16 protein-coding genes and 5 tRNA genes are annotated in these 22,819 nt (G+C 55.6%); 20 read left to right on the forward strand and 1 reads right to left on the reverse strand.

Annotated elements, in window-relative coordinates; all coding sequences use genetic code 11:
• The first annotated feature begins 5 nt into the window (after positions 1-5).
• The 5 genes from WH367_RS10590 to WH367_RS10610 all read left to right on the forward strand — a co-directional run bounded on the left by WH367_RS10590 (position 6) and on the right by WH367_RS10610 (position 6,610).
• Entirely contained in the window at positions 6-272 is a 267-nt protein-coding gene (locus WH367_RS10590; RefSeq protein ID WP_339535955.1) for a hypothetical protein, read from the forward strand.
• A complete protein-coding gene (locus tag WH367_RS10595; protein WP_339535957.1) occupies positions 269-526 on the forward strand; it encodes a hypothetical protein in 258 nt (85 codons plus the stop codon). Before WH367_RS10590 ends, WH367_RS10595 begins: the two co-directional genes overlap by 4 nt.
• 99 nt (positions 527-625) lie before the next feature.
• A complete protein-coding gene (locus WH367_RS10600; protein ID WP_339535958.1) occupies positions 626-3,394 on the forward strand; it encodes a class I SAM-dependent DNA methyltransferase in 2,769 nt (922 codons plus the stop codon).
• A complete protein-coding gene (locus WH367_RS10605; protein WP_339535959.1) occupies positions 3,391-5,445 on the forward strand; it encodes a DEAD/DEAH box helicase in 2,055 nt (684 codons plus the stop codon). Before WH367_RS10600 ends, WH367_RS10605 begins: the two co-directional genes overlap by 4 nt.
• Positions 5,438-6,610 (forward strand): GIY-YIG nuclease family protein, encoded by a 1,173-nt coding sequence (locus tag WH367_RS10610; RefSeq protein WP_339535960.1) that lies wholly within the window; start codon positions 5,438-5,440, stop codon positions 6,608-6,610. Before WH367_RS10605 ends, WH367_RS10610 begins: the two co-directional genes overlap by 8 nt.
• Positions 6,611-6,639: 29 nt before the next feature.
• Here the strand turns inward: WH367_RS10610 and WH367_RS10615 are convergent, their stop codons facing one another.
• Positions 6,640-7,293 carry a hypothetical protein gene (locus tag WH367_RS10615; RefSeq protein ID WP_339535961.1) on the reverse strand — a complete coding sequence of 218 codons (654 nt, stop codon included), beginning with the start codon at positions 7,291-7,293 and terminating at the stop codon, positions 6,640-6,642.
• Positions 7,294-7,379: 86 nt separating this feature from the next.
• On the opposite strand from WH367_RS10615, the gene WH367_RS10620 reads away from it, so the two are divergent.
• The 15 genes from WH367_RS10620 to rpoC all read left to right on the forward strand — a co-directional run bounded on the left by WH367_RS10620 (position 7,380) and on the right by rpoC (position 22,805).
• Complete coding sequence (locus tag WH367_RS10620; RefSeq protein ID WP_339535962.1) at positions 7,380-7,967, forward strand: hypothetical protein; 588 nt, start codon at positions 7,380-7,382, stop codon at positions 7,965-7,967.
• A gap of 835 nt (positions 7,968-8,802) precedes the next feature.
• Positions 8,803-8,879 (forward strand) — tRNA-Arg (locus WH367_RS10625).
• Between the two features lie 153 nt (positions 8,880-9,032).
• Positions 9,033-9,118, forward strand: a tRNA-Tyr gene (locus tag WH367_RS10630).
• A gap of 53 nt (positions 9,119-9,171) precedes the next feature.
• Positions 9,172-9,245 (forward strand) — tRNA-Gly (locus tag WH367_RS10635).
• Positions 9,246-9,284: 39 nt separating this feature from the next.
• Positions 9,285-9,359 (forward strand) — tRNA-Thr (locus tag WH367_RS10640).
• Between the two features lie 66 nt (positions 9,360-9,425).
• Complete coding sequence (gene tuf, locus WH367_RS10645) at positions 9,426-10,616, forward strand: elongation factor Tu (RefSeq protein WP_116926819.1); 1,191 nt, start codon at positions 9,426-9,428, stop codon at positions 10,614-10,616.
• A gap of 13 nt (positions 10,617-10,629) precedes the next feature.
• A tRNA-Trp gene (locus WH367_RS10650) sits at positions 10,630-10,705 on the forward strand.
• A gap of 88 nt (positions 10,706-10,793) precedes the next feature.
• On the forward strand, positions 10,794-11,177 hold the full coding sequence (gene secE, locus WH367_RS10655; RefSeq protein WP_021025391.1) for a preprotein translocase subunit SecE: 384 nt from the start codon (positions 10,794-10,796) through the stop codon (positions 11,175-11,177).
• On the forward strand, positions 11,177-11,770 hold the full coding sequence (gene nusG, locus WH367_RS10660) for a transcription termination/antitermination protein NusG (protein WP_021025390.1): 594 nt from the start codon (positions 11,177-11,179) through the stop codon (positions 11,768-11,770). The genes secE and nusG overlap by 1 nt, the downstream gene beginning before the upstream one ends.
• A 102-nt stretch (positions 11,771-11,872) precedes the next feature.
• Positions 11,873-12,304 carry a 50S ribosomal protein L11 gene (rplK, locus tag WH367_RS10665; RefSeq protein ID WP_021025389.1) on the forward strand — a complete coding sequence of 144 codons (432 nt, stop codon included), beginning with the start codon at positions 11,873-11,875 and terminating at the stop codon, positions 12,302-12,304.
• Position 12,305: 1 nt separating this feature from the next.
• Positions 12,306-13,001 (forward strand): 50S ribosomal protein L1, encoded by a 696-nt coding sequence (gene rplA, locus WH367_RS10670; RefSeq protein ID WP_021025388.1) that lies wholly within the window; start codon positions 12,306-12,308, stop codon positions 12,999-13,001.
• 241 nt (positions 13,002-13,242) lie between these two features.
• A complete protein-coding gene (gene rplJ, locus WH367_RS10675) occupies positions 13,243-13,761 on the forward strand; it encodes a 50S ribosomal protein L10 (protein WP_021025387.1) in 519 nt (172 codons plus the stop codon).
• A gap of 37 nt (positions 13,762-13,798) precedes the next feature.
• The gene (rplL, locus tag WH367_RS10680) at positions 13,799-14,173 is read left to right on the forward strand and encodes a 50S ribosomal protein L7/L12 (protein ID WP_021025386.1); all 375 of its coding nucleotides are present in this window, start codon (positions 13,799-13,801) and stop codon (positions 14,171-14,173) included.
• A gap of 270 nt (positions 14,174-14,443) precedes the next feature.
• Positions 14,444-18,556, forward strand: a complete 4,113-nt coding sequence (gene rpoB, locus WH367_RS10685; protein WP_021025385.1) for a DNA-directed RNA polymerase subunit beta — start codon at positions 14,444-14,446, stop codon at positions 18,554-18,556.
• Between the two features lie 19 nt (positions 18,557-18,575).
• On the forward strand, positions 18,576-22,805 hold the full coding sequence (gene rpoC / locus WH367_RS10690; RefSeq protein WP_021025384.1) for a DNA-directed RNA polymerase subunit beta': 4,230 nt from the start codon (positions 18,576-18,578) through the stop codon (positions 22,803-22,805).
• Positions 22,806-22,819: the final 14 nt, after the last annotated feature.

Here is a 22,819-nt window from a genome sequence, read left to right on the forward strand (position 1 = left end):
CAGCGATGTCCAAAATGAAGTCGAAATTTGGGAAAAAGCCCAAAGCAGTCTCCCCGCCAGCAGGGCCGCTGGTTTGGTGTGTTGATGTTTATGAGTGTGAAGTGGGATGGGGGGATCGTTTTGAAGGCACTAGTGAATTTTCCAGCGAGGAGGCCGCTGAAAAATTTGCACAAGATATCAATGCCAGACGATCCGAAGATGAGAAAGCAGGTTGTTTTGGTGTCGCCCATAAGCCTTACAGCAGGAATAAATTTGACCCAAAAAACACATGAACACAAACAAGATATCCAACGTTCTTTGGCAGCTTGACCCCATGCGAACCGGGTGCGCTGGCGACGAAAACATGCGCGATGAATACGAATTTCAAGCTGAAGAAATTGCGTCCCTAGTAGCCGCCGGAACACCACTACGACCAGCCATAGTCCAGGTGTTCGAAAAGTGGTTCTGGGAAGACTGCCTGATGTCAGGTACTGACAGCAATCGTCTCGATGCCATCGTCAATGAAATCTCGAATGTCCATCGATAACTCGGCAGGGAACGACGCTGCCCGCGAGGGTCAGGGCAACGCCAAACGGTCATAAGAAAGATAGTAAGCTGACGGGCTTGCCCGTAAAGAGTCCAGCCAATGAACGCCGTAGAAATTGAACAAGCTATCACCGACCTTGCGGAGCGGCCTTTTGACCCCGCTGAGTTTCCCTATGCCTTTTTGGAGGCCTTTGGCAACAAGGCAACTACGATCAAGCGCCTGCGGGCTGGTGCCTCCAACAAGTCTGATCTGAACGGCGTTCTACAGACTAACCACATTCACCTTCTTGCCTGTGATGTGGGTCAGGTGACAGCGTCGCTCCAAGCACTCAAAGAAAGCCCCGCTACCACTAAGGCCAAGGCCAAATTCGTCCTGGCAACAGACGGCACAGACTTTGAGGCCGAAGACCTGACCAGTGGCGACACCATCGCCTGCGCCTTCAAAGATTTTCCTGACTATTTCGGGTTCTTCCTACCTTTGGCGGGTATCAGTACTGTCCGTCAGATCAGTGAAAACGCCTTCGATATCCGGGCAACTAGCCGCCTGAACCGACTGTATGTCGAACTATTAAAGGACAACCCCGCGTGGGGAGCTGCAGAACGGCGCCACGACATGAACAAGTTGATGGCCCGACTGATCTTCTGTTTCTTTGCGGAAGATACGGATATCTTTGTCGGCCAAGGACGTTTTACTGATACCGTTGCTCGGATGAGTGCGAAGGACTCATCCAACACGCATGAAGTGCTTGCAACACTGTTTCGAGTCATGAACACAAGGCCCGAAGATCGGGTGGTAAGTCAAACGCCTCGATGGGCCGCAAATTTCCCCTACGTTAACGGTGCATTGTTTTCTGGCGCGAATGACGTGCCAATTTTCAGCAGGATCGCTCGATCCTATCTGCTACACGTAGGTGGGTTGGACTGGACCCAAATCAATCCAGATATTTTCGGCTCCATGATTCAAGCGGTTGCTGACGACGAGGAGCGTGGAGAGCTGGGAATGCATTACACCAGCGTGCCGAATATTCTGAAGGTGTTGAATCCATTGTTTCTCGACGAATTGCGAGACAAATTGGCAGAAGCTGGCGATAACGCTCGAGTCCTGCTTAACCTTCGCAAGCGAATTTCCCGAGTAAGAATTTTTGATCCAGCCTGTGGCTCAGGGAATTTTTTAGTCATCGCGTACAAGGAAATGCGAGCTATCGAGGCTGAAATAAACAGAAGACGTCACGAGCCAGATCGACCTTCTGGAATTCCACTTACCAATTTCCGTGGTATCGAACTGCGTGATTTTCCTGCAGAAATTGCACGCTTGGCTTTGGTTATTGCTGAATATCAATGTGACGTGCTATATCGTGGTCAAAGACTGGCGCTTGCCGAGTTCCTTCCATTACGGCATGAGAACTGGATTATCTCAGGAAATGCGCTACGTTTAGACTGGATAAGTGTCTGCCCTCCAACAGGGCGAAGCGTAAAAATTCAGGGTGAAGGCCTCTTCGATACACCGATCAACTCAAGTGAAATCGATTTCGAAAACGAAGGTGGCGAAACTTACATCTGTGGGAATCCTCCTTTTAAAGGAGCTAGAAAGCAGACCGCTGCTCAAAAATCTGATTTAGAGTTGGTATTTGGCGGAGGGAATGCCTACAAGGATTGTGATTATGTGACGGCGTGGTACATCAAAGCATCGAATTTTTCGAATGTCGCGCCAACTGACTTTGCATTCGTATCTACAAACTCTATTTCCAGAGGTGAGCAGGTCGAACATTTATGGTCTCGGCTATATTCAAATGGCGACTCGATTTTTTTTGGCCATACCCAGTTCAGGTGGTCGAATAATGCAAAGTTGAATGCAGGTGTATGGTGTGTCATCGTCGGTGTCTCGCGAGATAAATCTAAAGTTCGGCGTATCTTTGAAGTAGATGTGGTCCGACAAGTTACGTCAATTTCTCCATACTTGATATCGGGTAAAGAAGATTACATTCGACAGGCAAGTCGGGCACTGGCAACGCAGCTTCCAAAGCTGGTTTCAGGAAACATGGCAAGAGATGGCGGCAATCTAATCTTTACTGAGGAAGAAAAGCGAGCGCTGCTTGTGGATTCACCGAATGCACGACCAATACTTCGGCCGTTAATTGGTACAACTGAAATCAGACAGGGTATTCGTCGCTGGTGCATTTGGGTAGACGACAATGAAATTGATTTCGCGATGTCGATTGAGGCCGTAAGAAATCGAATTGAGGCAACTCGCGTTTTTAGAGCGCAATCCAGTGCGCCAACAACCATTGGTTATTCGCGCATTCCACATCGATTTGCGCAGCGTTGTCATAAAGAGTCGAGTTCGATAGTAGTTCCAAAAAATACAACGGAAGGACTCCCCTATTTAACGCCGGACTTTGTATCAAGCAACACGATTACAACTGATCTTGCGTTTGTAACATTCACTAGTGAAGTTTGGGTATTAGCCATACTGTCATCTACCTTGCATCGCGTATGGGCAGAAGCCGTATCTGGCGGCCTCGGTTCAGGTATTCGATATTCATCTCTTCTTACTTACAACGCATTCCCAATTCCACTTTTGACGGAAAAAAATAAAGCTGATTTGACGCGCTGCGCGGAGGAGATCTTGCTGGAGCGGGAGCGCCATTTCCCGGCCAGTATTGCAGATCTTTATGGTCCCGAAACCATGCCTGCCGACCTAGTCGCAGCGCATGAACGCAATGACGAAGTGCTGGAGCGGATCTACATCGGACGACGCTTCAAAAATGATACAGAACGGCTGGAAAAGCTGTTTGACTTTTATTCCAAGATGACCGCCGAAGTTTCTCCAGCCTTGGCTGGAAAGCGCAACGTGAAAGCCAACGCATGAGTGAACAAATCAAATCCGTTCCTTCCGTTTCCGTCACCTACGCTCGCAGCGGCGTATCGACCAAGGCCAATGCCCTTGGAATGCGCCCTATGCAGGAGCGGGCTTATGAGAAGCGTGGAGAGCAATATCTGCTGATCAAATCGCCTCCGGCTTCCGGCAAAAGCCGCGCCCTGATGTATATTGCGCTGGACAAGCTGAACAGCCAAGGCGTGAAGCAAGCCATTATTGTGGTGCCGGAAAAATCCATCGGTTCCAGTTTCAATGACGAGCCGTTGACAAAGTACGGTTTTTCGGCCGATTGGATAGTCGAACCCAAATGGAACCTTTGCAACGCCCCCGGCAACGACAATGGCGGCAAGGTGAGGTCATTGGGCGTTTTCCTCGAAAGTAGCGATAAGGTACTGGTCTGCACCCATGCGACATTCCGTTTCGCTGTCGATGCCTACGGCATTGAAGCATTCGATGACCGCTTGATTGCAGTCGATGAATTTCACCATGTCTCTGCCAACCCTGATAACAAGTTGGGAGCACATCTCGGGGAGTTCATCGGGCGCGGTAAGGTGCATATCGTCGCCATGACAGGCTCCTACTTCCGTGGAGACGCTGAGGCCGTTCTTGCCCCTCAAGATGAAGCTAAGTTCGATACCGTAACGTATACCTACTACGAACAACTCAATGGTTACGAACACCTTAAACAACTCGATATCGGCTATTTCTTCTACAGCGGTTCGTACGCCGATGACATTCTGAATGTTCTCGATCCAGCCCAGAAGACCATCATTCACATCCCCAACGTTAATTCGCGCGAAAGTACGAAAGACAAAGTGCGGGAGGTGGAACACATCATTGAAGCACTAGGCGAATGGCAAGGTATAGACTCTGCAACGGGCTTCCAATTGGTCAAACGTCCAGATGGCTGTATCCTGCGCATTGCGGATCTTGTAGACGACGATGTCGCCAAGCGTGACCGCGTCTCTGCAGCGTTGAAGAATCCAACGCAGAAGAACAACCGAGACCACGTTGACATCATCATCGCCTTGGGTATGGCGAAAGAGGGATTCGATTGGATATGGTGCGAGCACGCACTGACGGTGGGTTACCGCGCCAGCCTGACAGAAATCGTACAAATCATCGGTCGCGCAACCCGCGACGCACCGGGGAAATCCCGAGCCCGTTTCACCAACTTGATTGCCCAACCTGACGCCAGTGAAGATGCGGTTACAGAGGCCGTGAACGATACGTTGAAAGCGATTGCGGCGAGCCTATTGATGGAGCAAGTGCTTGCCCCACGTTTTGAGTTCAGGGCCAAAAATCCCGATAACACTCCAACACCGGGCTATCACTACGGAGATAGCGGATATGACTCCGAGCGTTGCAACTATGGGGTCAATGAACAAACGGGGGCTTATCAGATTGAAATCAGTGGCCTTGCAGAACCCAAGAGTCGGGAAGCCACTCGAATTTGCCAAGAAGACTTGAACGAAGTCATCGCAGCATTCGTTCAAGACAAACGAAACATCGAACGTGGGCTATTTGATGAAGAACTGGTGCCGGAGGAACTGACGCAGGTTCGAATGGGCAAGATCATCAAAGACAAATACCCTGATTTGGATGTAGAAGACCAAGAGGCGGTGCGCCAACACGCCATTGCGGCACTGAACCTGACTCAAGAGGCCAAGCGTGCCGTGACCCAAGAGAGTACTGAAGGCTCGCCCAATACCGCGATGATTGACGGTGTTCGCCGTTTCGCAATGGACGTGCGCGAGTTGGATATTGACCTGATCGACCGCATCAATCCATTTGGAGAAGCCTACGCGATTCTCGCGAAATCTATGAGCGAGGAAAGTCTGAAGCAAGTGGCAGCGACCATTTCTGGAAAGCGTACGAACCTCACGCCGGACGAGGCCAAAGTCATTGCTATTCGAGCGGTTGAATTCAAGCGTGAACGTGGAAGAGTTCCTTTGGTAACCGCATCAGACAGCTGGGAGAAGCACCTTGCGGAAGGGGCTGCGGCCTTTATGCGCTTCAAAGCGGAGGGAAAGTATGCGTGACTCTGACCTTGATGAGCTTGCGTCAGAACTTTCAGAGTTCGCGCCAGCTGAGAAGAAAGCTGGACGCTCGGCTAGCGAGGAGCGAGTTATTGCGGGTTTTGAAGAAATCCAACGATATGTGGAGCAACACGGGCGACTGCCTCAGCACGGCGAAGACCGAGACATTTTTGAACGACTGTATGCCGTGCGTCTCGACCGATTGCGCGCTTTGCCAGACTACCGCGCCTTACTTGAGTCCATAGACCACCAAGGGTTGCTGGGCACTGCCGTGAACGCAGAATCGGAATTGAATATCGAGGACTTGGCTGCCGAGCTAGCCGGTGTCGATGGCGCTGAAGACATCACGGTGTTGCGTCATGTCCGTACCAACGCGGAAAAACGCGCTGCTGAAGAGATTGCGGATCGCAAGCCTTGTGAGGACTATGAGTCTTTCCGTCCGTTGTTTGAACAGGTGCAAACGGAAATGTCGACGGGACTTCGTCAATCGCAGCCTATTACCGCAAGCAACCGGAGAATTGAAGTCGGTGATTTCTTCATTCTGGATGGCATCATGGTGTATGTCGCTGAAGTCGGCGATCCGCTGAAGACCACAGCAAGGGAAGTAGATCGTCGGTTGCGCCTAATTTTTTCCAACGGAACAGAAAGCAATTTGCTCCTGCGTTCACTCCAGCGAGCGTTTTACGACGACCAATCTGCGCGCAAGTTGGTTTCGCCCGAAAGTGGTCAGCTTTCCTTTGGCGGGGAACTTGATGCGGATGATGTCGAAAGTGGCACCATCTATGTGCTCCGGTCTCTATCGGATCATCCCTATGTAGTAGAAAACCGCAAAATTCTTCACAAATTGGGCGTAACCGGCGGCAGAGTGGAGACACGTATCGCCAATGCGGAGAACCAGGCTACCTATCTATTGGCGAAGGTTGAAGTTGTCGCTACATACAAACTTGCAGGCATCAACCGAACGCGCATGGAAGGTCTATTCCACAGGCTTTTTGCACCTGCTCGTCTGAACATTACGATCAATGATCGCTTCGGGCATCCGGTTCAGCCAGAAGAATGGTTCTTGGTTCCCCTGTTTGTCATCGATGAAGCCGTTGAACGTATCAAGGACGGTAGCATCACTAACTACATCTATGATCGCCACGCGGCAAAGCTTGTAAAAGTATGAAGTCGGCAAGGGTGCTGGCACGGACGACTTCAGTCTGTAGGTCTCTTTTGTGAATCGCCTTGGCATCGCTTCATTAAATTGGAGATTGAGGTTGCATGCCAAGCCCCTCCCCTTGGCCCTTGTCTTCCCGCTGCATTGAATAACTCTGCGATTGCTGCAAACGAGTGTCCATGAGTTCGTAGTTGCAAAACATCATCGTAGTACTTCACGGCAAATTCATCCGCCTTTTTCCGCCTTACTTCAGAGGAGGTGGTTCGGGCGCATTCGAGGTCTGGGTTACCGCGCATCGCATTGCATGAAGACTTCTTTTTCGCCTTCGATTGTGTGGCGCCGGAGCCACCATCCGCCCTTGCATCAGTGAACAACGGTTCCAGTACCTTGTTCACATCCGAATGACCAGCGGCAGACAGCGATACGTGTTGCTGTACCAGTCTCGCCAGCATGCCCAGTTGACGCGACAGTGGGTCTGATTCCGCCAAGACGAGCACGGCCTTGTCGCGGCGGCACTGCCGAACAGCAGCTTCAAACACTTCCCCAACCTGCCCAAAGTCCGTCACGGTTTCGACGAATTCGCGGATCAGTTTTCCGCCTTCTTGCGTGACATGCCTTTCTACCGAATTTCTCAAGGAATTCAACGCAAGCCCATGCATTTCAGACACGCGGTAATAGGCGACAAATTTCATGAAATATAAATTGTAATTATTGATTGGATTACATTTTATACATCAACTTTCGTAAGTACCTCCGAAAACCAACTTCGGAGAAATTTATGAAGCGTGAAATCAAGAAAGAGTTTGAAATCTGGTTCGCTGGTGCGTTTGAAGGTAGGAAAACTATCGCCTTCACACTGAACTTCAGGCAGCGCCAGCCGGGGAAGTGGCTGCTAGATGAACATACGGGAATTCCGACATATTGCAATTCGGAGGGTTTGACCGTAAAACAGGCGATTGCGACGTATCTGCGGTGGTACAACGGCCTATGCCGTAAGGCGTTCGGCGCGAAGGCCATTGCCCGTAGGAATCGGGTCAAACTTCAACAGGTGGTGGTCAAGGAAGGCAAGATCAGTCGTCACGACCATACGGCAACCCAATTTCACCTTCATGGCGTGATCGAAGTTCCCAATGGCATACGTGCTGATCATTGGGCTGAAATATGCGAAACCGAATGGGTCAGCCTTCCATGGGCTGACCCCAAGAACCACGACTTCACGAAGTACAGGGATGCTGGCTGGATCGAATACCTCCTGAAAGGCCGCACGAAGGAAGACATAGAAGACTCGATTCTTCTGGACATCATTCACTTCAATGAAGATGCGATGCACCGTTTCAAGCTGCCAGCGCCTTTGTCGTTCTTCTGAAACTCCCCTTCCATAAGTACAGTTGCAGGCGCTGTTTAATTGCCTGCCGGAATTCGCCTCGGTGCCGTCGTATCGACGTATCGGGGGACGGGAAACCAGACATCGACAATGAGACAGGGAAGGCGGTTGGAACGACCGCCTATAGATGATCTTGGACGAAAGAAATTGACTTCAGGAAGTGAATGGCAAGTTGAACAGTCTGGAAGGTGGTTCTAGGTGGATGACGTTGAGGGAGTTTGCGGTGCAGGGCATCTACCGAAGATATAGGTCGGTATGATTCCAACGAGCTGAAGATCATGACCTGAAAAGGTCTAGGGGCATCGATCTGAAGGCTGGATCCGCCGACTGGGGCGGACGCAAGGATTGAAGGTCACTTTTTATTTTGTTGGTACTTTTGTTGGCACCTTTTGAAAATGGATTTCTGAAGCCTATTTTCCATGCGGTGTTTTGTTGTTTTTTCGATCCCCGCCAGCACCAACGCCTTTTTTGTGCTCTGCCAGAGCAGCACCAACCCGCCTGTGGAGTCGCAGCGCGGGTTTTTTGTTGCCTGGTGCCTGTGGCTTGCTGTCTGGTGCCTGTTGGGTGCTGCCTGGCGTGCAGCTGTTGGCTTGCGCCGCTGCAGATCGGGCTGCGTTCTCCGGAGGGGTGTTGCGCAGCAGTGGCTACCAGGCCTTTGCGTTCCGCTGGTCGGGTGTTGCGATGTGTCTCTGCAGGCGCCAAAGAGGCCCCATATGCGCCATCGTTGCGACGGATCGCCCGCTTTCCGCACGATTTTTTGAAAAAACCTGGCCGATTCGTCCGAGGTGCCCAAAAACCGCCTACAATACGCAGCTTAGCGGCTGTAGCTCAGCTGGATAGAGTACTTGGCTACGAACCAAGGGGTCGTGGGTTCGATTCCTGCCAGCCGCACCAGTTAAGAGCCTCGAGATTCAGGTCTCGGGGCTTTTTATATAGAGTGAAGCATTGTTTTCGGGTTTGTTCGGGTTGCGTCCCTTGAAGAAATTTGCGAGAAATCGGAAGTTTCTAAAAACAGCCAAAAATGATGCTACAATCTAGTTCTTCTTCGGAGGGGTGCCCGAGTGGCTAAAGGGGGCAGACTGTAAATCTGTTGGCTTACGCCTACACTGGTTCGAATCCAGTCCCCTCCACCAGAAATGGTTGAAGAAGAAAGCTTTGCAGCAATTGCGCTTCTGGCGCGGTTGATGCGGGAGTAGTTCAATGGTAGAACCCTAGCCTTCCAAGCTAATGACGCGGGTTCGATTCCCGTCTCCCGCTCCAGTCTGCAGTAAAGCGATCCTGTTGCAATTTGAAAAAATTGCCCATGTGGCTCAGTGGTAGAGCACCCCCTTGGTAAGGGGGAGGTCGGCAGTTCGATCCTGCCCATGGGCACCATATTTAAGTGCGCACGGTTCTTGTTGCGCTATATCCCATTAGGTTTAGGTTTTTTCGGAGTCTAGAATGGCAAAAGGAAAATTCGAGCGCACCAAGCCGCACGTGAACGTGGGCACCATTGGTCACGTGGACCATGGCAAGACCACGCTGACGGCTGCTATCGCAACCGTGCTGTCTGCCAAGTTCGGCGGCGAAGCCAAGAAGTACGACGAAATCGACGCTGCTCCTGAAGAAAAGGCTCGCGGCATCACCATCAATACCGCACACGTTGAGTACGAAACGGCTAACCGCCACTACGCTCACGTGGACTGCCCTGGCCACGCCGACTATGTGAAGAACATGATCACCGGCGCTGCCCAGATGGACGGCGCTATCTTGGTTTGCTCGGCTGCTGACGGCCCCATGCCCCAGACCCGTGAACACATCCTGCTGGCTCGCCAGGTGGGCGTGCCTTACATCATCGTGTTCCTGAACAAGTGCGACATGGTCGATGACGAAGAGCTGCTGGAGCTGGTGGAAATGGAAGTCCGCGAACTGCTGGACAAGTACGATTTCCCAGGTGACGACACCCCCATCATCCGCGGCTCGGCCAAGCTGGCTCTGGAAGGCGACCAATCCGACAAGGGTGAACCCGCTATCCTGCGTCTGGCTGAAGCGCTGGACACCTACATCCCAACGCCAGAGCGCGCTGTGGACGGTGCTTTCCTGATGCCCGTGGAAGACGTGTTCTCCATCTCCGGTCGTGGTACCGTGGTGACCGGCCGTATCGAGCGCGGTATCATCAAGGTCGGCGAAGAAATCGAAATCGTCGGTATCAAGGACACCGTCAAGACCACCGTGACCGGCGTGGAAATGTTCCGCAAGCTGCTGGACCAAGGTCAAGCTGGTGACAACGTTGGCCTGCTGCTGCGCGGCACCAAGCGTGAAGACGTGGAGCGTGGCCAAGTGCTGTGCAAGCCTAACTCGATCAAGCCACACACCCACTTCACCGCTGAAGTGTATGTGCTGAGCAAGGACGAAGGCGGCCGCCACACCCCCTTCTTCAACAACTACCGTCCTCAGTTCTACTTCCGTACCACGGACGTGACCGGCGCTATCGAGCTGCCAGCTGACAAGGAAATGGTTATGCCTGGCGATAACGTGTCGATCACCGTCAAGCTGATCAACCCCATCGCTATGGAAGAAGGTCTGCGTTTCGCTATTCGCGAAGGCGGCCGTACCGTGGGCGCTGGCGTGGTTGCCAAGATCATTGCGTAAGTATTGATTTCGTAGGGGTATAGCTCAATTGGCAGAGCGTCGGTCTCCAAAACCGAAGGTTGTAGGTTCGATTCCTACTGCCCCTGCCACTGAATAAGTGGTCAACCAAGCCCGCCTGATTACAAGGCGGGCTTCGGCGTCTTGAGTGATGCCTATTTTCATCTCTGAATTGTCGACATGGCTGCTACACAAGTTGAAACTGTTAGTTCTGGTGCGGACAAGCTCAAGCTGTTCGCCGTAGCTGCATTGGTTATCGCCGGTATCGCCGGCTTTTACCTGTTGGCCAAACAAGGTGCGATTGCCCAGTGGGCCGTACTGATTGTGGCTCTCATTGCGGCTGTCACCGTTTTTCTGGTGTCTGAACCAGGTAAGCAATTTGTTGGTTTTGCCAAGGACTCCTGGCGTGAAGTCAAGAAGGTTGTTTGGCCTTCGCGTAAAGAGACGCTGCAGATGACCGCCTACGTGTTCGCGTTTGTGGTCATCATGTCTTTGTTCTTGTGGATGACTGATAAAACGCTGGAATGGGTCTTGTATGACCTGGTTCTGGGCTGGAGGAAGTAATGTCGAACACGGACGAAACAACCAACACAGGCGCTGAGGCGCCTATGAGTGCTGCTAATCCCGATCTGCGCTGGTACATCGTGCATGCCTACTCGGGCATGGAGAAGGCCGTCGAGCGCAATATCCTGGAGCGCATTCACCGCTCGGACATGCAAAGCAAGTTCGGTCGCATCCTGGTGCCTACCGAGGAAGTGGTGGAAGTGCGCAATGGTCAGAAGAAGACCACCGAGCGCCGCCTGTTCCCCGGTTATGTGTTCGTCGAGATGGTCATGGACGACGACACCTGGCACTTGGTCAAGCACACCAGCAAGGTGACGGGTTTTGTGGGCGGTGCCAAGAACCGTCCGGCTCCCATCTCCGAAGCAGAAGTTCAGAAGATCGTTCTGCAGATGGAAGAAGGCTCGGACAAGCCGCGCCACAAGATCGAATTCACCGTGGGCGAATTCATCCGCGTCAAGGAAGGTCCGTTCACGGACTTCAACGGATCTGTCGAAGAAGTAAACTACGAAAAGAGTCGACTTCGCGTTTCTGTTATGATCTTTGGCCGTTCAACTCCGGTTGAGCTGGAATTTGCGCAGGTCGAAAAAACCTGATTCATTTTCATGCACTTACGGACTCGGTGCCTAAACAGAGTCTTAACCCCCGGGGAGCCCGCGCTATGCAGTGCGGGCGTTTTTACCCGTAAGGAGCTATAAATGGCAAAGAAAATTGTCGGCTTCATCAAGCTGCAAGTGCCAGCTGGTAAAGCCAATCCATCGCCACCCATTGGTCCAGCGCTGGGTCAACGTGGTCTCAACATCATGGAATTCTGCAAGGCGTTCAACGCCCAGACCCAAGGTGTCGAGCCAGGTCTGCCACTGCCTGTGGTGATCACCGCATTTGCGGACAAGAGCTTCACGTTCGTCATCAAGACCCCACCCGCAACGGTGCTGATCAAGAAGGCGATCAAGCTGGACAAGGGTTCTTCGAACCCTCTGGCCACGAAGGTCGGCAAGATCACCCGCGCTCAGCTGGAAGAGATCGCCAAGACCAAGCTGAAGGACATGAACGCTGCTGACGTTGACGCCGCTGTGCGCACGCTGGCTGGTTCCGCCCGTTCGATGGGCGTTACGGTGGAGGGCCTCTAAGATGGCAAAGTTGACCAAGAAGCAAAAGGCCCTGCAAGGCAAGGTGGACACCACCAAGCTGTACGCATTCGCTGATGCAGTTGCAATCGTCAAGGACGCAGCAACGGCCAAGTTCGACGAATCCATCGATGTGGCTATCCAGCTGGGCGTGGATGCGAAGAAGTCGGACCAAGTGGTTCGTGGCGCTGTCGTGCTGCCTAACGGCACCGGCAAGACCACCCGCGTGGCCGTGTTCGCACAAGGCGCCAAGGCTGAAGAAGCCAAGGCCGCTGGTGCCGATATCGTGGGTATGGACGAGCTGGCCGCGATGGTCAAGGCTGGTGACATGCCTTTCGACATCGTGATCGCTGCGCCTGATGCCATGCGTATCGTTGGTACCCTGGGTCAAATCCTGGGCCCACGTGGTCTGATGCCTAACCCCAAGGTGGGCACCGTGACTCCCGACGTCGCTACGGCTGTGAAGAACGCCAAGGCAGGTCAGGTGCAGTTCCGCGTTGACAAGGCTGGTATCGTTCACTCGACCATCGGCCGCCGCTCGTTCGAGAACGACAAGCTGCAAGGCAACCTGGCAGCCCTGATCGACGCTCTGAACAAGGCAAAGCCAGCTACCAGCAAGGGTCTGTACCTGCGCAAGGTGGCGGTGTCGTCGACGATGGGTATCGGCGTGCGCGTCGATGCACAGACCATCGCAGCGTAATTGCTAAAAAATCGTCAGGCAGGTGCTTGCACCTGTCTGGTGTGGTGGGCTGGCAAGGGGTTTTGAAAAAAACGCCATGCCAGGCCATCCAAGACCGTTGGTGTGATTCGATCACTTAAATCTTTTTGCCAACGCAGATGGCGATCCCGCTGCAGATGGATGAATTTCCAAAACAGTTGGTCGCTGCAACAAGAGCGCGCAGGTGGAGTTCGCTCCTAATGCGCATTTGAAGGAGTAGACCTTGAGTCTGAATCGCAGTGAGAAAGAAGCGGTCATCAATGAAGTGACCAGCCTCGCCGCTAAAGCTCAAACGCTTGTGTTCGCGGAATACCGCGGCATCACGGTCGCTGACATGACGAAGCTGCGTGTGGAAGCACGCAAGCAAGGCGTGACGCTGAGTGTTCTGAAGAACACCCTGGCTCGTCGCGCTGTTGCTGGTAGCAGCTTTGAAGTGGTCGCTGACCAGATGACCGGCCCGCTGATCTACGGTTTCTCTGAAGATGCAATCGCCGCTGCCAAGGTAGTGGCCGATTTCGCGAAGACCAACGACAAGTTGGTGATTCGCGGTGGTGCATTCGAAGGAAAGGCGTTGGACGCTAACAGCGTTAAGCAACTGGCAAGCGTGCCTTCCAAGGAAGTGCTGCTGGCCCAATTGTGTGGCTTGCTCATGTCGCCAATCTCGCGTACGGCCGTTGTGCTGGGCGCACTGGCGGCCAAAAAGGGCGAAGGCGCGGAAGTCGCCGAAGTCGCTGCAGCTTAAGCGCGGCAAAACCAACCGATATATTTAGGAAATCAAAATGGCATTCGATAAAGACGCATTCTTGACCTCCCTGGACAGCATGACTGTTCTGGAACTGAACGACCTGGTCAAGGCAATTGAAGAGAAGTTTGGCGTGAGCGCTGCTGCTATGGCCGCTCCTGCTGCTGGTGGTGGCGGTGCCGCTGCTGCTGCTGAAGAAAAGACCGAGTTCAACCTGGTGCTGCTGGAAGCCGGCGCTAACAAGGTTGGCGTGATCAAGGCCGTGCGTGAAATCACCGGTCTGGGTCTGAAGGAAGCCAAGGACATGGTCGACGGCGCTCCTAAGGTTCTGAAGGAAGCTATGCCTAAGGCTGACGCTGAAGCCGCTGCTAAGAAGCTGGTGGACGCTGGTGCAAAGGCCGAACTCAAGTAATTGAGGGCTTTTTCAAGGCTGGAGTACCCGAAAAGGTGCTCCAGCCTTTGGCGCTTCTGGAATATCGTTCGCTAGAGCACACCAAAAACTGGCCGTTGATGGCTGATTTTTAGTGTTTTCTAACATCCGACACTAGAAAACCCCTTGGTTCGGGTGGTGTGCAATGCACCACCGTCTGCCATGGTTGGTAGTGGCCAACCCACCAAGCTGCAACCCCCTCGCGGGGGTGTCGTCGAAGACCCAGGACTCATGTCTTTGCCCGGAGATCTCATGGCCTATTCTTACACCGAACGCAAGCGAATCCGCAAAAGTTTCGGCAGCCGCGATAGCGTGCTCGAAGTGCCTTACCTGCTGCAAATGCAAAAAGATGCTTACACCGCATTTTTGCAAGCAGACTCGGCCCCCAAAAAGCGTACTGATGAAGGCTTGCAAGCTGCCTTCAACTCGGCTTTCCCCATCGTCTCGCACAACGGTTTTGTGGAGATGAAGTTTGTCGAGTACAACCTCGCCAGGCCCGCTTTCGACGTGCGCGAATGCCAGACCCGTGGTCTGACCTTCTCGTCCGCTGTGCGCGCCAAGGTGCAGTTGATTATCTATGACCGTGAATCCTCCACGCCCCAATCCAAGGTGGTCAAGGAAGTGAAGGAACAGGAAGTCTACATGGGCGAAGTGCCCCTGATGACGGACAAAGGTTCATTCATCGTCAACGGCACCGAGCGTGTGATCGTCTCGCAGCTGCACCGCTCGCCAGGCGTGTTCTTTGAACACGACAAGGGCAAGACGCACAGCTCGGGCAAGCTGCTGTTCTCGGCACGCATCATCCCTTACCGCGGCTCCTGGCTGGACTTCGAGTTCGACCCCAAGGACCTGCTGTTCTTCCGTGTGGACCGCCGCCGCAAGATGCCGGTGTCGATTCTGCTCAAGGCCATCGGCATGACGCCCGAGTCCATCCTGGCGACGTTCTACGAGAACGACAACTTCCGCCTGATGGACAGCGGCGCGCAAATGGAATTTGTGGCTGACCGCCTCAAGGGTGAAGTTGCGCGCTTTGACATCACCGACAAGTCGGGCAAGGTCGTCGTCGCCAAGGACAAGCGCATCACCGCGCGCCACACCCGCGAGATGGAGCAATCGGGCACCAAGTTCATCAGCGTGCCTGAAGACTTCCTGCTCGGCCGCGTCGCTGCCAAGAATATCGTTGACCCTGACACCGGTGAAATCATCGCCAAGGCCAACGAAGAGATGACCGAAGCGCTGCTCAAGAAGCTGCGCTCTGCCGGCATCCAGGATCTGGCTTGCATCTACACGAACGAGCTGAGCCACGGCGCCTACATCTCGCAGACCCTGCGCACCGATGAAACCGCTGACGAGTTCGCTGCACGCGTTGCCATCTACCGCATGATGCGCCCTGGTGAGCCTCCCACCGAGGACGCCGTGCAGGCACTGTTCCAGCGTTTGTTCTACAACGAAGACACCTACGATCTGTCGCGTGTCGGCCGTATGAAGTTCAACGCCAAGATCGGCCGCGACACCGCGATCGGCCCCATGGTGCTGTCCAACGAAGACATCCTCGAAGTCGTGAAGATCCTGGTCGATCTGCGCAACGGCAAGGGTGAAGTCGATGACATCGACCACTTGGGTAACCGCCGCGTGCGTTGCGTGGGCGAGCTGGCCGAAAACCAGTACCGCACCGGTCTGGCACGTATCGAAAAGGCTGTGAAGGAGCGTCTGGGCCAGGCTGAGCAAGAGCCCCTGATGCCGCACGACCTGATCAACAGCAAGCCGATCTCGGCTGCGCTGAAGGAATTCTTCGGCGCCTCGCAGCTGTCGCAGTTCATGGACCAGACCAACCCGCTGGCTGAAATCACGCACAAGCGCCGTGTTTCCGCTCTGGGCCCAGGCGGTCTGACCCGCGAACGCGCAGGCTTCGAAGTGCGTGACGTGCACGTGACCCACTACGGCCGCGTCTGCCCGATCGAAACGCCTGAAGGTCCCAACATTGGTCTGATCAACTCGCTGGCTCTGTACGCGCGTCTGAACGAGTACGGTTTCATCGAAACCCCTTACCGTCGCGTGATCGATGGCAAGGTGACCGACCAGATGGACTACCTCTCGGCCATCGAAGAAGGCAAGTACGTGATCGCGCAGGCCAATGCCGAGCTCGACGCCGAAGGCCGCCTGACCGGTGACCTGGTCTCTGCCCGTGAAAACGGTGAATCGACCCTGCTGTCCGCCGAGCGCGTGCAGTACATGGACGTGTCGCCCGCACAGATCGTGTCGGTGGCTGCGTCGCTGATTCCGTTCCTCGAGCACGATGACGCGAACCGCGCATTGATGGGTGCCAACATGTCGCGCCAGGCCGTGCCTGTGCTGCGCCCTGAAAAGCCCATGGTCGGTACCGGTATCGAGCGCGTTGCTGCTGTCGACTCGGGCACCGTCGTGACGGCTACCCGTGGCGGTATCGTCGACTACGTGGACGCGACCCGTATCGTGATCCGTGTGAACGACGAAGAAGCGGTGGCCGGTGAAGTGGGTGTGGACATCTACAACCTCATCAAGTACCAGCGTTCCAACCAGAACACCAACATCCACCAGCGTCCTGTGGTTCGCCGCGGCGACAAGCTGGCCAAGGGTGACGTGATTGCCGACGGTGCATCGACCGACCTGGGCGAAATCGCCATTGGTCAGAACATGCTGATCGCCTTCATGACCTGGAACGGCTACAACTTCGAAGACTCGATCCTGATCTCCGAACGCGTGGTCGCGGAAGACCGCTACACCTCGATCCACATCGAGGAGCTGGTGGTGATGGCCCGTGACACCAAGCTGGGTGCCGAGGAAATCACGCGCGACATCCCGAACCTGTCCGAGCAGCAACTCAACCGTCTGGACGAGTCCGGCATCATCTACGTGGGTGCAGAAGTGCAACCCGGCGATGTGCTGGTGGGCAAGGTCACGCCAAAGGGCGAGACCACCTTGACCCCAGAAGAAAAGCTGCTGCGCGCCATCTTCGGTGAGAAGGCGTCCGACGTCAAGGACACTTCGCTGCGCGTGGACCAGGGCTCGCAAGGTACCGTGATCGATGTGCAGGTCTTCACCCGTGAAGGCATCACGCGCGACAAGCGCGCCCAGCAGATCATCGACGACGAGCTCAAGCGCTTCCGTCTGGACCTGAACGACCAGCTGCGTATTGTGGAAGCCGATGCGTTCGACCGTATCGCCAAGCTGCTCAACGGCCGTGTGGCCAATGGCGGCCCGCAAAAGCTGGCCAAGGGCACCAAGATCGACAAGGCCTATCTGGACGGCGTGGAGAAGTTCCACTGGTTCGATATCCGCCCTGCCGAAGACGACGTCGCCGCCCAGCTGGAGTCCATCAAGAACTCCATCGAGCAGCAGCGCCACAACTTTGACCTGGCTTTTGAAGAAAAGCGCAAGAAGTTGACCCAAGGCGACGAGCTGCCCGCTGGCGTGCTCAAGATGGTCAAGGTCTACCTGGCTGTCAAGCGCCGTCTGCAGCCTGGCGACAAGATGGCCGGCCGTCACGGTAACAAGGGTGTGGTCTCCAAGATCGTCCCGGTGGAAGACATGCCTTTCATGGCTGATGGCACCACCGCCGACATCGTGCTGAACCCGCTGGGCGTGCCTTCGCGCATGAACATCGGTCAGGTGCTCGAAGTCCACCTGGGCTGGGCCGGCAAGGGCCTGGGCCAGCGTATCGGTGACATGCTGCAGGCCGAAGCCCGTGCCGCTGAAGTGCGCTCCTTCCTCGAAGAGGTGTACAACAGCCGCGGTCGCAAGGAAGACCTCAAGCAACTGTCCGATGACCAGATCATGTTCATGGCGGAGAACCTGAAGAACGGCGTGCCTTTCGCAACGCCGGTGTTCGACGGTGCTTCCGAGCAGGAAATCAAGGACATGCTCAAGCTGGCGTACCCGGATGACATCCAGGCACGCAAGGGTCTGACCGAGCCACGCACGCAGGCCTACCTGTATGACGGCCGCACCGGTGAGCGCTTCGAGCGTCCCACCACCATCGGCTACATGCACTACCTCAAGCTGCACCACTTGGTCGATGACAAGATGCACGCCCGCTCCACCGGTCCTTACTCGCTGGTGACGCAACAACCTCTGGGCGGTAAGGCCCAGTTCGGTGGTCAGCGTTTCGGTGAAATGGAAGTGTGGGCGCTGGAAGCTTATGGCGCCGCTTATGTGCTGCAGGAAATGCTGACCGTGAAGTCCGATGACGTGGTGGGCCGTACCAAGGTGTACGAATCCATCGTCAAGGGCGAACACGCTATCGAAGCCGGCATGCCGGAGTCGTTCAATGTGCTGGTCAAGGAAATCCGTTCCCTGGGCCTGGACATCGAACTGGAACGTTCTTAATTGAAGGGGGAAAGAGTCTATGAAATCGCTACTCGACCTGTTCAAACAATTCACGCCTGATGAGCATTTCGATGCCATCAAAATCGGCCTGGCTTCGCCCGAAAAGATCCGTTCGTGGTCTTTCGGTGAAGTGAAGAAGCCCGAGACCATCAACTACCGTACCTTCAAGCCCGAGCGCGATGGTCTGTTCTGCGCCAAGATCTTTGGCCCGATCAAGGACTACGAATGCCTGTGCGGCAAGTACAAGCGCTTGAAGCACCGCGGTGTGATCTGCGAGAAGTGCGGCGTTGAAGTCACGCAGACCAAGGTGCGCCGCGAGCGCATGGGTCACATCGACCTGGCCGCGCCTTGCGCCCATATCTGGTTCCTGAAGTCCCTGCCTTCGCGCCTGGGCCTGGTGCTGGACATGACCCTGCGCGACATCGAGCGCGTGCTGTACTTCGAAGCCTATGTGGTGACCGACCCCGGCATGACCCCGCTGAAGAAGTTCAGCATCATGTCGGAAGACGAGTACGACAAGAACGTCGAAGAGTACGGTGATGAATTCGTGGCCAAGATGGGCGCCGAAGGCATCAAGGACCTGCTCGAAGGCATAGAGATCGACTCGGAAATCGAGCGCCTGCGCAACGACCTGACCGGCTCCGAAGTCAAGGTCAAGAAGAACGCAAAGCGTCTGAAGCTCCTCGAAGCGTTCAAGAAGTCCGGCATCAAGCCCGGTTGGATGGTGATGGAAGTGCTGCCCGTGCTGCCTCCCGATCTGCGTCCTCTGGTGCCGCTGGACGGCGGCCGCTTTGCGACCTCCGACCTGAACGACCTGTACCGCCGCGTCATCAACCGTAACTCGCGTCTGCGCCGCCTGCTGGAGCTCAAGGCCCCAGAGATCATTGCCCGCAATGAAAAGCGCATGCTGCAAGAAGCGGTCGACTCGCTGCTGGACAACGGCCGCCGTGGCAAGGCCATGACCGGCGCGAACAAGCGTGCCCTCAAGTCGCTGGCCGACATGATCAAGGGTAAGAGCGGTCGTTTCCGTCAGAACTTGCTGGGTAAGCGCGTCGACTACTCCGGTCGTTCCGTGATTACCGTGGGCCCAACGCTCAAGCTGCACCAGTGCGGTCTGCCCAAGCTGATGGCGCTGGAGCTGTTCAAGCCTTTCATCTTCGCGCAGCTCGAAGCGCGTGGCATCGCCACGACCATCAAGGCCGCCAAGAAGGAAGTCGAAACCGGCACCCCCGTGGTGTGGGACATCCTGGAAGAGGTGATCCGCGAGCATCCGATCATGCTCAACCGTGCGCCTACGCTGCACCGTCTGGGTATCCAGGCGTTCGAGCCTATCCTGATCGAAGGCAAGGCCCTGCAACTGCACCCGCTGGTTTGCGCGGCATTCAACGCTGACTTCGACGGTGACCAGATGGCTGTTCACGTGCCGCTGTCGGTGGAAGCACAGATGGAAGCCCGCACCTTGATGCTGGCCTCCAACAACGTGCTGTTCCCCGCTTCGGGCGAACCCTCGATCGTTCCTTCTCAGGACGTGGTGCTGGGCTTGTACCAGGCCACCCGCGAGCGGATCAACGGCAAGGGCGAAGGCATGGTGTTCTCCGACATCGGCGAAGTGCAACGCGCACTGGATGCCGAGCAGGTCGAGCGCGCCACCAAGATCAGCGTGCGTCTGACCGAGTGGAACAAGAACAAGGCCTCGGGTGAGTTCGAGCCTACGACCAAGCTGGTGGAAACCACCGTGGGCCGCGCGCTGCTGTCCGAGATTCTGCCCAAGGGTATGCCTTTCTCTTCGATCAACAAGACGTTGAAGAAGAAGGAAATCTCCAAGCTGATCAACATCTCGTTCCGCAAGTGTGGCTTGAAGGAAACCGTGGTGTTCGCCGACAAGCTGCTGCAAAACGGCTTCCGTCTGGCAACCCGCTCCGGTATCTCGATCGCCATTGGCGACATGCTGGTGCCGCCGCAAAAGGCCGAGATCATTGCCCGCTCCGAATCCGAAGTGAAGGAAATCGAGCAGCAATACGTCTCCGGTCTGGTCACGGCTGGCGAGCGCTACAACAAGGTGGTGGACATCTGGGGCAAGGCCGGTGACGAAGTCTCCAAGGTCATGATGGCCCAGCTGGCCAAGGAAAAGGTCATTGACCGCCATGGCAACGAAGTCGATCAGGAATCGTTCAACGCGATTTACATGATGGCCGACTCCGGCGCCCGTGGCTCGGCCGCGCAGATCCGCCAGCTGGCAGGTATGCGTGGTCTGATGGCCAAGCCCGATGGCTCGATCATTGAGACGCCTATTACCGCGAACTTCCGCGAAGGCCTCAACGTGTTGCAGTACTTCATCTCCACCCACGGTGCCCGTAAGGGTCTGGCCGACACGGCGCTGAAGACGGCTAACTCCGGTTACCTGACGCGTCGTCTGGTGGATGTGACGCAGGACTTGGTGATCACCGAGCTCGACTGCGGCACGCACAACGGCACCCTGATGCGCGCTGTGGTCGAAGGTGGTGAAGTGATCGAATCGCTGCGCGACCGTATCCTCGGCCGTACCGCTGCGGACGAAGTGCTGCACCCTGAGACCCGCGCGGTGCTGGCCAAGGCCGGCGACCTGCTGGACGAAGACCTGATCGAAGATCTGGAAGCGGCTGGCGTGGACGAAGTGAAGGTGCGCACCGCACTGACCTGCGAAACCCGCTTTGGTCTGTGCGCGACCTGCTACGGCCGCGACTTGGGCCGTGGCGGCATGATCAACCTCGGCGAAGCCGTCGGTGTGATCGCTGCCCAGTCGATCGGTGAGCCTGGCACGCAGCTGACTATGCGTACGTTCCACATCGGTGGTGCGGCTTCGCGTGCGGCTGTGGCCTCCAGCGTGGAAGCCAAGTCCAACGGTATCGTGGGCTTCAACCCACAGATGCGCTATGTGACCAACAACAAGGGCGAACTGGTCGTGATTTCCCGCTCCGGCGAAATCGTGATCCAGGACGAGTACGGCCGCGAGCGCGAGCGTCACAAGATGCCTTACGGCGCTATCTTGTCGATCAAGCCTGATCAACAGATCAAGGCAGGTACCGTGCTGGCCAACTGGGATCCGCTGACCCGACCCATCATTACCGAATACGCCGGTCAGGTGAAGTTCGAGAATGTGGAAGAAGGTCTGACCGTGGCCAAGCAGGTCGACGAAGTGACCGGTCTGTCCACCCTGGTGGTGATCGATCCGAAGCACCGTGGTTCTGCCAAGGTGGTGCGTCCGCAGGTCAAGCTGGCTGATGCCAACGGCCAGGAAGTCAAGATTCCTGGTACCGACCACGCGGTGACGATCGGCTTCCAGGTCGGCGCTCTGCTGCAGGTGCGTGATGGCCAGGAAGTGGGCCCCGGCGAAGTGCTGGCCCGTATTCCAATGGAAGGCCAGAAGACCCGCGACATTACCGGTGGTCTGCCACGTGTGGCCGAACTGTTCGAAGCCCGTACGCCGAAGGACAAGGGTGCGCTGGCCGAGATGACCGGTACCGTGTCCTACGGTAAGGAAACCAAGGGCAAGGTGCGCCTGCAGATCACCGATCTGGAAGGCAAGGTCTGGGAAGAGCTGGTTCCAAAGGAACGCAACATCCTGGTGCACGAAGGCCAGGTGGTCAACAAGGGCGAGCTGATCGTCGACGGCCCAGCCGATCCGCAGGACATCCTGCGCCTGCTGGGTATCGAAGAGCTGTCGCGCTACATCGTCGACGAAGTGCAGGACGTGTACCGCTTGCAAGGCGTGAAGATCAACGACAAGCACATCGAGGTGATCGTTCGCCAGATGCTGCGCCGCGTGGTCATCGAAGCCCCAGGTGATACCTCCTACATCCAGGGTGAGCAGGTCGAGCGCTCCGAAGTGCTCAACACCAACGAAGCTGCACAGCGCGATGGCAAGATCCCCGCGGTCTACTCCAACGTGTTGCTGGGTATCACCAAGGCTTCGCTGTCGACCGACTCCTTCATCTCGGCCGCTTCCTTCCAGGAAACGACCCGCGTGCTGACCGAGGCTGCCATCATGGGCAAGCGCGACGAGCTGCGTGGCCTGAAGGAAAACGTCATCGTGGGTCGTCTGATCCCCGCTGGTACCGGTCTGGCTTACCACCAGGCACGCAAGGCCAAGGACGAGATGGACGAGGCCGAGCGCCGCGCCATCGCCGATGCAGAAGCGGCCGATCTGGCCGGTGTGTCGGAAGAAGCGGTGGCCGCTGCCGATAGCGCTGCAGACCCTGCTGCTGACTAAGCCGCCAATCCCTG

This window comes from Comamonas sp. MYb21, assembly GCF_037479395.1.
Classification (GTDB): Bacteria; Pseudomonadota; Gammaproteobacteria; order Burkholderiales; family Burkholderiaceae_C; genus Comamonas.

What these genes read in the sequence shown, in the direction of transcription:
- nusG (WP_021025390.1), top strand. Translation starts at nt 11,177, where the DNA reads ATGTCGAACACGGACGAAACAACCAACACAGGCGCTGAGGCGCCTATG.
- rpoC (WP_021025384.1), top strand. Translation starts at nt 18,576, where the DNA reads ATGAAATCGCTACTCGACCTGTTCAAACAATTCACGCCTGATGAGCAT.
- WH367_RS10610 (WP_339535960.1), top strand. Translation starts at nt 5,438, where the DNA reads ATGCGTGACTCTGACCTTGATGAGCTTGCGTCAGAACTTTCAGAGTTC.
- WH367_RS10605 (WP_339535959.1), top strand. Translation starts at nt 3,391, where the DNA reads ATGAGTGAACAAATCAAATCCGTTCCTTCCGTTTCCGTCACCTACGCT.
- WH367_RS10600 (WP_339535958.1), top strand. Translation starts at nt 626, where the DNA reads ATGAACGCCGTAGAAATTGAACAAGCTATCACCGACCTTGCGGAGCGG.
- rpoB (WP_021025385.1), top strand. Translation starts at nt 14,444, where the DNA reads ATGGCCTATTCTTACACCGAACGCAAGCGAATCCGCAAAAGTTTCGGC.
- tuf (WP_116926819.1), top strand. Translation starts at nt 9,426, where the DNA reads ATGGCAAAAGGAAAATTCGAGCGCACCAAGCCGCACGTGAACGTGGGC.
- WH367_RS10620 (WP_339535962.1), top strand. Translation starts at nt 7,380, where the DNA reads ATGAAGCGTGAAATCAAGAAAGAGTTTGAAATCTGGTTCGCTGGTGCG.
- WH367_RS10595 (WP_339535957.1), top strand. Translation starts at nt 269, where the DNA reads ATGAACACAAACAAGATATCCAACGTTCTTTGGCAGCTTGACCCCATG.
- WH367_RS10615 (WP_339535961.1), bottom strand. Translation starts at nt 7,293, where the DNA reads ATGAAATTTGTCGCCTATTACCGCGTGTCTGAAATGCATGGGCTTGCG.
- rplK (WP_021025389.1), top strand. Translation starts at nt 11,873, where the DNA reads ATGGCAAAGAAAATTGTCGGCTTCATCAAGCTGCAAGTGCCAGCTGGT.
- rplA (WP_021025388.1), top strand. Translation starts at nt 12,306, where the DNA reads ATGGCAAAGTTGACCAAGAAGCAAAAGGCCCTGCAAGGCAAGGTGGAC.
- rplL (WP_021025386.1), top strand. Translation starts at nt 13,799, where the DNA reads ATGGCATTCGATAAAGACGCATTCTTGACCTCCCTGGACAGCATGACT.
- secE (WP_021025391.1), top strand. Translation starts at nt 10,794, where the DNA reads ATGGCTGCTACACAAGTTGAAACTGTTAGTTCTGGTGCGGACAAGCTC.
- WH367_RS10590 (WP_339535955.1), top strand. Translation starts at nt 6, where the DNA reads ATGTCCAAAATGAAGTCGAAATTTGGGAAAAAGCCCAAAGCAGTCTCC.